At 27.3% G+C, this 13,374-nt stretch carries 10 protein-coding genes; 2 read left to right on the top strand and 8 right to left on the bottom strand.

The genetic code is table 11. From position 1 onward, the window contains the following. Positions 1-23: 23 nt before the first annotated feature. Both IC218_RS00100 and IC218_RS00095 read right to left on the bottom strand, forming a co-directional pair. A complete protein-coding gene (locus IC218_RS00100) occupies positions 24-719 on the bottom strand; it encodes an ABC-2 transporter permease (protein ID WP_227434014.1) in 696 nt (231 codons plus the stop codon). Then, a complete protein-coding gene (locus IC218_RS00095; protein WP_227434013.1) occupies positions 719-1,579 on the bottom strand; it encodes an ABC transporter ATP-binding protein in 861 nt (286 codons plus the stop codon). Before IC218_RS00095 ends, IC218_RS00100 begins: the two co-directional genes overlap by 1 nt. Positions 1,580-1,715: 136 nt before the next feature. On the opposite strand from IC218_RS00095, the gene IC218_RS00090 reads away from it, so the two are divergent. Both IC218_RS00090 and yfcE read left to right on the top strand, forming a co-directional pair. Further along, positions 1,716-2,516 (top strand): NAD(+)/NADH kinase, encoded by an 801-nt coding sequence (locus IC218_RS00090; RefSeq protein ID WP_227434012.1) that lies wholly within the window; start codon positions 1,716-1,718, stop codon positions 2,514-2,516. 23 nt (positions 2,517-2,539) lie between these two features. Continuing rightward, positions 2,540-3,106: a phosphodiesterase gene (yfcE, locus tag IC218_RS00085; protein WP_227434011.1), complete on the top strand. Its 567-nt coding sequence runs from the start codon at positions 2,540-2,542 to the stop codon at positions 3,104-3,106. Between the two features lie 372 nt (positions 3,107-3,478). Here yfcE and IC218_RS00080 read toward each other — a convergent pair whose 3' ends face one another. The 6 genes from IC218_RS00080 to IC218_RS00055 form a co-directional block, all read right to left on the bottom strand. Next, positions 3,479-4,531, bottom strand: coding sequence for a cell wall-binding repeat-containing protein (locus tag IC218_RS00080; protein WP_227482159.1), 1,053 nt, complete (start codon positions 4,529-4,531; stop codon positions 3,479-3,481). A gap of 209 nt (positions 4,532-4,740) precedes the next feature. Continuing rightward, entirely contained in the window at positions 4,741-5,967 is a 1,227-nt protein-coding gene (pepT, locus tag IC218_RS00075) for a peptidase T (RefSeq protein WP_227434009.1), read from the bottom strand. Between the two features lie 88 nt (positions 5,968-6,055). Then, the gene (gene ytvI / locus IC218_RS00070) at positions 6,056-7,108 is read right to left on the bottom strand and encodes a sporulation integral membrane protein YtvI (RefSeq protein ID WP_227434008.1); all 1,053 of its coding nucleotides are present in this window, start codon (positions 7,106-7,108) and stop codon (positions 6,056-6,058) included. 150 nt (positions 7,109-7,258) lie between these two features. Continuing rightward, positions 7,259-8,512, bottom strand: a complete 1,254-nt coding sequence (locus IC218_RS00065; RefSeq protein WP_227482158.1) for an HlyC/CorC family transporter — start codon at positions 8,510-8,512, stop codon at positions 7,259-7,261. A gap of 132 nt (positions 8,513-8,644) precedes the next feature. Continuing rightward, positions 8,645-12,172, bottom strand: coding sequence for an AAA family ATPase (locus IC218_RS00060; protein ID WP_227482157.1), 3,528 nt, complete (start codon positions 12,170-12,172; stop codon positions 8,645-8,647). After that, positions 12,159-13,370: an exonuclease SbcCD subunit D gene (locus IC218_RS00055; RefSeq protein ID WP_227434005.1), complete on the bottom strand. Its 1,212-nt coding sequence runs from the start codon at positions 13,368-13,370 to the stop codon at positions 12,159-12,161. The genes IC218_RS00060 and IC218_RS00055 overlap by 14 nt, the downstream gene beginning before the upstream one ends. Positions 13,371-13,374: the final 4 nt, after the last annotated feature.

Raw genomic sequence — 13,374 nt, 5'->3', positions numbered from 1 at the left:
TATATTTTACGCTATAATATTAATTAAAAACTTTTATAATTAAACTTATTTTTTTTTGAAATCTTAATAGAAAAATACATAGATATTATAAAAATCATTATAGTCAAAAATGTAATACTATATAGATTTATATATCTAGTATTAGTCATATCAGTAATATAATTTGAAAGGTATACGCCTCCTACCTTACTATAATTAACATGCTTTACTTGATATACTATCATACTAACCATTCTTAAAATACTCCCATATACAAAATAAACTAAAATACTTATTATTAATCCACAAATTTTCATTTTGCCATATCCAAATTTAAAAAATAAAGGAAGTACTATTGATAAAATTGCTAAAAATATATTTATAGAAAAGAACACATCATTTAAAACCATGCTTCTAAAAAACACTAATGATGTCAATTTACTTATTAAAGATGCAATTGTTGTTATAAAAATTATTAATCCCACACCTAATAAATACTTTGAATACACTATATCTTCAATACTAACTGGCATACTTCTTATAAATATTCTTGAATCACTTTCATAATCACATTCAAATGTATTTACAAAAATCAAATAACTTATGACAACACTTACAGTATAATACGAAATTGAATTAAGGAAAAAATAAAAAATAAAAAATAGCAATATGTACTTCAAATTACGAATCCCATCTGAACTAACTCCTACTATTAAATCTTTTCTTATCAAATTGAACATTATTTCACCTCATTTACATAATAATACATTAGTTCTTCTATAGTAGGATTTTTAACTTTATGTTTATCAATTTCTATCAATAAGCTTTTTACTTTTAAGCTATCTCCAACTTTTAGTAGTGCTTCACTATAATATTTATACTCTTTTACACCCACTATATTTTCTTTAATTTCGTCTAATTCTGCTTTATTTGCCCTAATTATTTTATATTCCTGCTCTATCATATCTTTCTTTATTGTAAAAATTTGATTTCCTTTATTTACAAAAATAAGATAATCCGCAATCCTAATTAAATTATCAGTATTGTGAGTTGAAATTATTACACTACTACTTCCATTTTTCACAAAATCTTTTAGATACTGCATTATTTCTTTTCTTACAATTGGGTCTATTCCAGCGGTTGGTTCATCCAAAATAAGTAGTTTTGCATTATGGCTAAGTGCATTTGCTAGCATAAGCTTCTCAGATTGTCCTTTGGATAAATTCTTAATATGTATATTTTCTTCTATTTCAAATTTTTCAAGATATTCATCAAATCTTTCTCTATCAAAATTACTATAAAATAAAGATACTATTCTTCTAAACTCTTTCACCTTCAAATGCGGATAAAATTGTAAAGAATCATATACAAAACCAATATTGTTTTTAAAACTTACTGGAGAGTTGTCAATTGTTTCATTACAAAGTTCAATTTCACCTTCATCAGCATCAATAATCCCCATTATAATTTTTATTAAAGTTGTCTTTCCAGAACCATTTGGTCCTATAACTCCAATAATCTCTCCTTCTTTTAATTCCAAGTTTATATTATTTAATTTAAATTTACCTAATTTTTTTGTGATATTTTTTACCTTAAACACGTCTTCACCTCTTATGTAATTTTTTATACCCCCTATACATATTTTAACACATTCACAACAAGCTAGGTCATTTATAAATTTATAAATTAAGAGTTATAAAACTATGTTATAATACAAAGTATGAAGAGGTGAATATATGAAAAGAATTATAACTATAAATGCAAACCAATTAAATAAGTCCCTTGAGACTAAAGAACTCTTAACTAGAAAACTTGTCAACGCTGGCTTTGAGGTGTATTCAGATATTTATCCAGATACAGAACTTATTATATCAATTGGCGGTGATGGCTCTTTTTTAAGAACAGTTAGAGATTTCGATTTTCCTGAAATTCCCATAATGGGTATAAATACAGGACATCTGGGATTTTTTCCTGATATTTTACCAGATAAGATTGATAGCTTTATTGAAGCTTATATAAAAAAGGATTATATTATTCAAGAAATGTCACTTCTTAATGCTGAAGTATATACAACTACTAGCGGCTCTAACATGCTTGCTGTAAATGAAGTTGTTATAAGAGGAGACAAGTCTAGAACTATACATCTTAATCTAAGCCTTGATGATAAACATATACAAAATTTTAGTGGAGATGGTATGATTATTTCTACTTCCACAGGTTCAACCGCCTACAACTATTCTGCTGGTGGTAGTATTGTTGATATAAAACTTGAACTTATGCAGATTACACCTTTACATCCAATAAACACTAATGCATATAGATGTTTTACATCAAGTATAATATGTTCAAATGAATCTGTTATAAAAATTGCACCAGAATACAGATTTGAAGATTCATTATTGATTGTTGTTGATGGTGTTGAACACAGATTTAGACAAATTGAAAATATAAAAGTTAGCATGTCTGATGCAAAAATAAAATTACTTAGGATGTCAAATTACGAATTTTGGCATAGAGTATCTGAAAAATTTTTATAGACTGCACTTAGGAGGATTTTAATATGAAAATAGGAATAATGAGTGATACTCATGGTAGTTTACTTTACTTTGAAAAAGCATTAAATGTATTATCTGATTGTGATATTCTTTTACATGGAGGAGATGTATTATATCATGGTCCTAGAAATGATATTCCAGAAGGATATAACCCTAAAAAATTTATTGAAGTATTAAACAAATTAGAAAATATTATAATTGTTAAAGGTAACTGTGATGCAGATGTCGACCAGATGGTAATAGAACATCCTATTCAAAGTCCTTATGTCATGAGCCAATTTGGAGAAATTAGGATTATATTAAATCATGGTTATACAGAAACAGAAGAAGAAATTATTGATAAATCAAAGAAAATGGGTGCTGACATATTAGTTTTAGGACATACTCATGTAAAGAAACTATATATGGATGACAATTTAATAGTTATAAACCCTGGAAGTACTTCTATCCCCAAAGATGGAAGCCATTCTGTAGCAATTATAGATATTATAAAAACTGATGATGAAGATGAACTTGAACTTGATATCAATTTAATCGATATTAATACTGGAAATATAATCAACATTAACTAAATGTAGTATTCCATAAGAATGTATTAAAAACGTTAAAGGCTAATACTTAAAACATATAGAGTAAATTTAATTACAAAAGTAAAATATATTATAAAAAGACACTTTACACTAAAGTGTCTTTTCTATTCTATATCATCATAAAACTGTATAACAACATACGATATTGTAAAGTATCACAAAATTTCTACTAATTATGTTTTAAATAACTTCATCTGTATAACCTACAATATTATAAAGTGTATATTTGCACAAAAACAAGTAAACTAGGCTATTTGCAACTTAATTAGAATTTCAAATACATTAATTCAAACTTCTAATTAAACATAACTTAGTTTACTTGTCTCTATTATATAATATTGCTAATTGATAAAACTACTGTAATCCTAATGCTTCTGTATAAGGATTACTATTTTTTCCTCCACCAACTTGTACAAACTTATTTGCTTTTACTTTCTTTATAAAACTTTGTTGCCCATTACTTAAACTTCCACTTGCAAGAATGACAGGCGATTTTGTTTTTGCTGCCAATACTCCAGCAGCAAGCCCATCAACTAAATCAGCTTCTCTACCACTTCCATCCTTTGCAAAATACATATTACTAACCTTACTTAATTTTCCATAAAATTTTTCTAAAACTTTAGCATTTGTGTCTTTTCTATCTGTTCCAGCTAGTCTTTCTGAATTTACTAGTTGTCCCTCAAGTTTTTTGCTTATATTATATTCTCCACCTATTATGTATGTCTCATTTGAATTTTGTGTTATAAAACTTTTAGCCTCACTTCGTATACTATCTTTACTTGCATATATTATAGCCATATTATCACTTGCAGCTGGACTTGATATAGAAGTTGCATCTGCTAGACCATTATAGCCATTAACTACTGCTATTTTTGAAACGCCTAAATCTCCTGTATCATCCAATTGTTTAGTAAGAAGCAAAGAAGTTTCTTCTCTATCTGCTCCTCCAATTCTGCTTACTAAAACACCTGTATCTTCAAGATATTTTTTTACATTTGATGAAATTGCTCCTTCACTTCCAATTAAAATAATTTCTTCAGGATTAAGTCTTGTTATCTCATCTGCTACATTTTCTGGTACATTATTTTTATTAGTAAGTAGTATTGGAGCATCCAATTTGCTTGCCAAAGGAGTTGAAGCTAGTGCATCTGGTAATGAATTTGAATTTACTAGAAAAACCCTCTCTGAGCCATTATTCCATCCACTTTGAGATATTTTTATAGCTGTATCAAATCTATCTTCCCCAATTAACTTTTCTCCCTTTGGAGATTTTCTGTTTTGAATATAGCTATTCATATTTTCCTGCGAATTTTGATTCTTGCTAGTTGTATCTGCATATACACAGCTAGGCATTACAAGCCCTAATACAAGTGCAAATACCATTATTTTTTTAGATTTAATTTTCAATATAATTCCCCCTTATTTAAAATATTAATACTTATAGACACTCTGCAATACTTATTTATACCCCAAAGTAAATATAATTACCTTTTATCAAGATAATTATAAAATAGCTACATCATCTTAAATACAAAACAAACTTATAATCCATTTGTTTCATAAAGAATGATATAGCTATTATAACTTTAAACTCTTAATTTTTGAATACTTTTTAACTAAACTCTTTCAGCATATTTTTCAGCTATTCTTATAATTAATTTAGTAGCTTTCTCCATAGAACTAACTGGAATACATTCATTTTTACCATGGAAGTTTAATCCTCCCGTAAATATATTTGGACAAGGTAGTCCTTCAAATGATAGTCTTGCACCATCAGTACCACCTCTTACAGGAACTAAACGTGGCTTTATGCCTACTTCTTCCATTGCCTCTTTGGCTATATCAACGATGAACATAACTGGCTCAATCTTTTCTTTCATATTATAATAAGAATCTTTTAAGTCTAGTTCCACTCTATTATCATATTTCTTATTTATTTTTTCTATATTTTCTATCAATATAGATTTTCTTTGTTCAAATTTTTCTCTACAATGGTCTCTAATAATATAAGCCATGCTTACAGTTTCAACATTTCCATTTATAGTATTTAGATGCCAAAAGCCTTCATAACCTTCTGTTGTTTCTGGTCTTTCATCCGCTGGGAACATTTCTGATATTTCAGCTGCTATATGTATAGCATTGACCATTTTATTCTTAGCTGAACCTGGATGAACGTTTCTACCATGTATAGTAATAGTTGCATTTGCTGCATTGAAGTTTTCACATTCAAGTTCTCCAACTACTCCTCCGTCTAAAGTATATGCATATTTTGCTCCAAATTTTTTAACATCAAATAGATTTGCACCTCTTCCAATTTCCTCATCAGGTGTAAATCCTATTTTTATATCTCCATGCTTAATTTCAGGATGATTGATTAAGTATTCTATTGCAGTTACTATTTCGGCTATTCCAGCTTTATCATCAGAACCAAGCAAAGTTGTTCCATCAGTAACTATTAAATCATCTCCTTTAAATTCTACTAATTCTGGAGAATCTTTTATATAGGTAACAACATTTAATTCTTCATTTAAAACTATATCTTTTCCATCATAATTTTTTATTATTCTTGGTTTAATATCTTTTCCACTTATATCTTCAATTGTATCCAAGTGTGATATAAACCCTATAGTATCTACACCTTCAACATTTCCTTTTAAAGTAGCCATTACATAACTGTTTTCATCTAAACTTACTTCATCAATACCAATTGATTTTAACTCTTCAACTATATATTCAGCTAAAACTCTTTGACCTTCTGAAGATGGACAATTTTCACATTGAGAATTCGATGTTGTATCAAATGATACATACTTTAAAAATCTTTCTACTACTTTTTGCTTCATGCATATACCTTCTTTCTTACAATATTAATGGAATTTTTATTTATTAGTGAATAAAATTTTACTACAAAAATATATTAATTATTTATAGTTAAAAGATATCCACCTTCTTAAGTATATCATGCATACATACCAAACCCAAACAAAAAATTACTCCTATTATTCCCTTTACCTGAATTCCAATAAAAATTGCAGCCAGTGTTGCTAATGGATTTAACCCAACATTTACTGATACTAATTTAGGTTCAAGTATTTCTCTTATCAGAGACAAAACAAAAAATATTATAGTCATACTTACAGCTATAAAATAATTTTTTATAAGAAAATAGTACACGATTATTGGAAGGTATATTGTTATTATTCCTAAAAATGGAATTAAGTCCATTAAAGCTCCTACAAAAGCTACTATAAGACCATATTTCAATCCAAATATAGCAAAACTTCCCCATATAGTAAAAAAAGTTATAGCCATAAGTATTGTATAAGCTCTTATATACCCTACAAGAGAAAGACCTGCTTCCTTCTTTACATTCTTTACCTTTTTTCTTACATCACTAGTAAACATATTATAAAAATTATTTTCAATTTTATCTAAATCTTTTGCTATAAAATATGTAGCAATAAACAAAGTAATTATAAATATTATAATATATGGAATAGAAGTAGCCAGTCCAATTATACTTGTAAGGAGATTTTTTGTAATATGCATTACTTCATTACTAAACTTACTTACTAATTGTTCTATATCAAAGTTAGCTATTTCTTGAAATGATTTCATATAGTTATTTACTTTATTTAAAAAATACATAATTGTATTGCTTATATCTTCAGGGTTAGCAGATATATTATTTAGGAATCTCATTAATTCTTTCACTGAATTTATTGCTATTATTGTAGTAACTGTACTTACTACTGCTACTGCAAGAAAACTCAAAACTAATGTAGATACACCCTTATTGATGCTAAACTTATTTTCTAATTTTTGGGATATAGGATTAATCATAAGAGCTATTATTCCACCTAAAAAAAATGGAGCTATGTATGGAAACGCTTTATAAATAAAAATAAACAACAATGTGTATATACAAAAAAAGATAGTGTTATTTTTTAATTTGTATAAAAAATCATTTTCTAATATATTCATCTTAAAAATCTCCTTCCTTCTAATTTATATTTCTATTTTGTCCATTTAATACTAGTTTTATTTGAATATAAAATAAAAATAAGTGCATTAAATATAGAATTTAAATTCTACATTCAATGCACTTATAATAAATTTAAGAACATTATTACATCATGTATATATTCTTATTTTTTTTATTCTGTTTTTTTCTATACTTTCTATACAAAATCTTATATTATCAACTTCAATTACTTCATTTTCTTCTGGCAGTCTGCTTAAATGTCCAATTATAAACCCACCTATAGAATCAAATTCTTCAGATTCTAAGTTTACACCTATAAGTTCATTGACATCACCAATTTTAGTACTTCCATCTACAATATACTCATCTTCTTTTATAACTTGTATTTCATCTTCTTCTTCATCATATTCATCTTCTATATCACCAACAATTACTTCTACTAAATCTTCTATAGTCAAAAGCCCAGATGTCCCACCATATTCATCTACGACTATAGCCATTTGACTTTTTTCAAGTTTCATCTCTTCAAGAAGCTGTGTTATCTTTTTAAACTCATATGTGAAAAATGGTTCTCTCATATAATTTTTAATATCAAATGACTCTATTTCCTCATCTGATAAAAATATAATATCTTTTATATTAAGTATTCCTATAATATCATCTACAGTTTCTTCATATACAGGCATTCTACTTAGTTTTTCTTCTTTAAATACTTGTATGATTTCATCGTAACTATCTTCCATATCTATAGCTACCATATCTATTCTCTGTATCATTGCATTTTTAGCTTGCATATCTCCAAATTCAAATACATTATTTATGATTTCTCTTTCTTCCATTTCAAGGACGCCTTCTTCATGGCTTACATTTACCATAGTTTTTAATTCCTCTTCAGTTATAAATGACTTGGCTCCTTTATGTGTTATACCAAACAATTTAAATATAACATTCGTAATTATATTAAATACCCATACTACTGGTCTTAATACAAATATAATTACTCTTATAGGCTTAGATACCAAAAGAGAAACCTTTTCTGAGTTACTTGCTGCTATAGTCTTTGGAGTAATTTCACCAAATATTAACACTAGTACTGTCATAACAGCTGTAGCAATTGCTACTCCTTTTTCTCCCATCAACCCTATAAACAGTGACGTTGATATGGATGTTGCTGCTATATTTACAACATTATTTCCAACTAATATAGAACTTAAAAGTTTATTTGGGCTTTCTATTAATGAACTTACTAACTTAGCTCCTTTGACTCCTTCATCTTGCATATATCTTATTCTGATTTTACTTAAAGACATTAAAGCTGTCTCTGATGCTGAGAAAAATGCAGACCCCATAAGTAATACTACTAAAATTATAATCTGGACCAAACTATTGGGCGATTCCAACACTTACCACACTCCTACTTACTTGTTTTTTTATATTGACATTAATTATAAATAAATTTAATATTAGTTTTAATTATATCACAATTATATATTTTTTGGAAATGTTAGATAATATATTCAATTAACATATTGTTTCTAACTGTATTCAATTTTTACTTTTGAACCTACACCAGCTTCACTTGATGAAACCAATAACTTAACAGGAACCCTATTTTTAAGTTCTTCGACATGACTTATTATACCCACACTTAGATTATTACTATGCAATCTTTCCAATGATTCTATAACAATCTCCAAAAGTTCACTGTCCAATGAACCAAATCCTTCATCTAAGAAGAAGAATTCAAGCGGTGCACTTCCTTTTAATTGTATTTGAGATGAAAGAGCAAGTGCTAATGATAGTGAAGTTAAAAATGTCTCTCCTCCAGATAGAGTATCAATACTTCTTCTTTCTCCTCCATTAAAATTATCTCTCATTACAAAATTGAGTGTTGAGTCAATTTCAAGTGCATATCTTCCTTTAGTTATTCCTTCTAGTCTTTTTGATGCTTCTAAAGCTATATACTTTAGTTGATTTGTAGAGACATATTCTACAAATTTATTTCCTTGTATACATTTATCTAATTCTTCTAACAAATCTACTTTATGTTCAACCAATCTAAGTTCCTTATTAAAATCATTTATCTTATCTAAAGAATCTTTTAATGTTAGCAACCTATTTTGATTAGCTCCAATGTCTTTGGATATATTTCCTATTTCTACTTTCATATTATAAATATTATCTTTTAATTGTTCAAAGTATTCTTTTTTAATAATTCTTCCATTTAATTTTTCTTTTGATGATTTTATTTTAAATGATAATAACTTTTGTTCTTCTTCATATTCTAATATTTCTTCAATCAATTTTTTTACTTCTTCACTTTCTAATAACGCTCTTTTTACTGCGTATATACTTTCAAACTTATTTTCTGCTAGCAGTTTATTTAATATTATTTTTTGTTCTTTATATTGTTCTTTAGCAGTTTTAAGTCTTCCATCTATATTGTGCTTTTCAGCAAGATTTTTTTCATATTCTGACCTTTGTTCTTCTAGCTTTACTTTACTAGACTCTTCTTGTTCTAGTATCTTGCATATACGTTCTTCAACACTATGTAAAAGATTTTCAGCTAAATCACCTTTTGTTATGTTAATTACTTCTTTATACTTACTGTCTCTATGCACTTTTTTTTCTACATATAACTCTCTAGCTTTTATTAACTCTAATTCTATTTCATGTAACTTACTTTCTTGTTCTCTTATTTTAATATCTAATAAATCTCTGTTTTTTAATAAGTTTGAGTATCCAGTATTTAATAATTCTAATTTTTTTTCATTTTCTCTTATTTCTTCTACTTTTGATGATAGATTTGAGACTTTAGTAATTGTTTTTAATCCTAAATACTCTTGTTTTAATTTCTTACATTTATGTTCCAGGTTTTCAATTTCGATATTTAAGTCTTTTATTAATTTCTTATAGTTATTCAGACTTTCATTTATCTTTAATTCTTCTTTTTCAATTCTATTTTTTTCTTCTTTTGCCAATGTTATTTTATTTTCGGTGCTTTCCTTCTCTTTTTCCCACTCTTGAATATTAGACTTAAGTACAGCTAATTTTCTTTGTTCATCATCAAGTCTTTTAAATAATTGACTTGATGGAATTTCCCCAAGCTTTCCTTTTACATCTTCCAATTCTTTAGTTTTCATTTTTTCTACAGACACATAACCACTTACTTTAGAATTTAATTCTTCAATATTGTGTCTTATGCTTACTTTTTCTTTTTCCAATTTATCCAATTTGTCTTTGACAAAAACTATATTTTCATCATAATTAGTTATATTATGATTTTCATGGTGCTTTGAACCACAAACTGGGCATGGCACATTTTCTTTTAATTCACGTCTAAGTTCAGAAGCCAAATTCAAGTATTTCAGTTCTTCCAACTCTTTCTCAAGGTCTTCTCTATTTTTTCTATTATTCTCAAGCTTTTCATTTACTAGACTTAGCTCTCTCTCAATATTAAATTTCTTTTCTAAAACTACCTTTAATTCATCTTGTATATTATTTTTCTTACTTTCATTTTCTTTGGTATTATTTGCCTTATTTCTTAATTCAGTTACATATTCAGATTTTAAAAGCAAATCTTCACTTTTACCAGGACATTTCTTAAGAAGAACATCTAAATGAAGAGACAAACTTTCTAGGTTATGGTTGATATCATTTTTATCTCTATCAATATATCTAACTTTTAAATTTATATCTTCTGTATCCTTAGATATTTCTCCTAGCTTATTTATTTTTTGAGTTTTCTCTTCTAGTACTTTATTATAATCTTTCTCATATTCATATGCTAAAAATATTTTTTGTTTTAATTCTGCACTTATATTTACTTTATCTATTTTTCCTTCAACTTCTTTTACAGACTTAATAACTGCTTCTTTTCTAGATTCAGAATCTTTTTTTAGTTTTTCTAACTCCATTTTGTTTTTACTTAAATCAAGGCCATTTTCTTTTAATTCTTTTAATTCCTTATCTAGTAAAACTAATTCTTCTTCTAGTTTTATTGCTTGTTGTAACTTTATTTTTTCCTCACTTAACTTAGGAACTTCTTCATTTTTAATTCGACTTATTTTTTCATATCTATGCTTTGTAACTTCAAGTTCTTGATTTAAAATTACTAATTTTTTATCTAAATTATCTACTGTGAAACTGTCCTCTTTTATTCTTTTTTCTAAATTTTGAACTGTGCCTATATATGGGTCCACTCTTCTTGCATTATTATCATTTTCTACAAGATTAGTTTTTTCTTTTATCTCATTGCTTTTTAGATTAAGTTCATTTTTTCTAAGCTCATTTTTCTCTAGTTTCAATTGTTCCTCATATATTACTTTACTCTCTTCATAAGATTTTTGAGCTAAATCTAAAGTTTTATTTTTATCTTTTTCTAGTTTTTTTAACTCTATTAGTTCTTGATTGATATTATTATACACTTCTTCTGTAATTCCATCGTATTGACTTAATTTTGATTTCAAGTCTTTTAACTTTTGCAAATGTAAATTTTTTCTCTTTTTTACCTTATCTCCAAGACTTCTTCCATACTTTTCAAGATTGAAAATTCTCTCTAACATGTCTCTTCTATCTGCACGTGATAATCTCAAAAACTCATTGAATTTGTCTTGTGGTAAAACTACTGACCTCGTAAAATCGTTTGATGTTAGTCCTACAACTTGAGCCACTTTTTCATTTACTTCAACAACTTTATCAGCCAAAACATTTTTTGTATTATCATTTAACACCTCTACTAATCTAGCGCCAGAAGTTTTTGTTCCTGTTTTACTTCTTACAATAGTTCTATCTACAATGTATCTTCTTCTTGTATTTTTGCTTCCTATCTCAAATTCATATGATATAATTGCTTTGTCACATACACTGTTTATATATTCTTTTGTATTTCTAGATATATTTCCATACATAGCAATGGTTATGGCATCTAAAATTGTAGATTTCCCACTTCCAGTAGTCCCAAATATTCCAAACAAACCTCTTTCAATTAGCTTTTCAAAGTCTATAACTTGTTTATCAATATAACTATTAAGTCCAGTCAGTTCTAATCTAATTGGTCTCATCTGTTGATTCACCTTCTTCACTTATTATATCTAGAAATAAATCCATAAGTTCTCCTTTTGGTTCTACTCCTCTACTAAAGGAATAAAATTCTTTGAATAATTCTGCCATAGACTTTTCTTTTATATCTACACTTTCTTGTTCATAACAAGATGTTATTATCGGTTTTATCTCTATTATGTCTTTTAATAATTCTTTCATTTTTTTAATTTCACTTTGAGATATTATCTCATCAGTATTTATTTCAAAGTATGACCAAATATCTCTACCTTGATTTTTCTCACATATATCTAAAGCTTCATCTATACCATTACATTTAAATACTTCTATTGGCTTGTAATTATTAAAATAAATTTCCTCGATATTTGGTTTTTCTCCTGCTTTTATATCCACTATATACGCACCTTTAGTATATGCTCTTTCATCTTTGCTGTATTGAAGCGGAGAACCAGAATAATATGCATTTAAACGTTCAGAAGCTTTTTGTTGTTTGTGCAAATGTCCTAATGCAGTATATTGAGCTTTTTCTGGTAAGTCTTTTTTTTCAACCAGAAAGCTTCCCCCTAATTGTATTGGTCTCTCTGATTCTGTACTCTCTCCACCTATTACAAATATATGTGATACTGCTATATTTATAGTATCGCTTCTAAAATTTTCTCCTAAACTTCTAAATATATCACCTACTTTTTCAGAGTAAGTCTTTTGCTTTTCCAAATCATCTTCACTTGAAAAAACCTCATTTAATCTTTTTTCACTTGGATAAGGTAATGTAGCAATTACAATACTTTCTCCATTTATATTTAGTGTTGTGCATCCTTGTACAGCCTCTATTATTTCAAACTTTTCATACTTAGCTCTTTCTGTAGAACTTGATGGATAACCAAATATAAGTATACCCTGTTCATGTGCTAAAGGTGTTATTGCAGAAAGTCTCTCTGGATTATCATGATTCCCAGAAATTATTATTACACATCTTTGTCCATTATTAGCAAGTCTTGAAACAGTTCTATAAAACAGTTTTTCTGCTTGAGCTGGTGGATTAGAATTATCATATATATCACCAGCAATTATTACCATATCAACTTCATTTGATTCTACTATTTGTATGAAGTCCTCACAAAATTTTGCCTGCTCTTCAATTCTAGAGTGGCCTTCTAGGTATTTCCCTAAATGCCAATCTGATGTATGAATGAATCTCATTTTT

This window comes from Clostridioides sp. ES-S-0005-03, from assembly GCF_020658455.1.
GTDB lineage: Bacteria > Bacillota > Clostridia > Peptostreptococcales > Peptostreptococcaceae > Clostridioides.
The sequence above is the reverse complement of the archived record's forward strand: the minus strand, read 5'-3'. Positions and strand labels throughout refer to the sequence as shown.

Coding starts and splice junctions, on each gene's coding strand:
- IC218_RS00060 (WP_227482157.1), bottom strand. CDS start 12,172: ATGAGACCAATTAGATTAGAACTGACTGGACTTAATAGTTATATTGAT.
- ytvI (WP_227434008.1), bottom strand. CDS start 7,108: ATGAATATATTAGAAAATGATTTTTTATACAAATTAAAAAATAACACT.
- yfcE (WP_227434011.1), top strand. CDS start 2,540: ATGAAAATAGGAATAATGAGTGATACTCATGGTAGTTTACTTTACTTT.
- IC218_RS00100 (WP_227434014.1), bottom strand. CDS start 719: ATGTTCAATTTGATAAGAAAAGATTTAATAGTAGGAGTTAGTTCAGAT.
- pepT (WP_227434009.1), bottom strand. CDS start 5,967: ATGAAGCAAAAAGTAGTAGAAAGATTTTTAAAGTATGTATCATTTGAT.
- IC218_RS00090 (WP_227434012.1), top strand. CDS start 1,716: ATGAAAAGAATTATAACTATAAATGCAAACCAATTAAATAAGTCCCTT.
- IC218_RS00055 (WP_227434005.1), bottom strand. CDS start 13,370: ATGAGATTCATTCATACATCAGATTGGCATTTAGGGAAATACCTAGAA.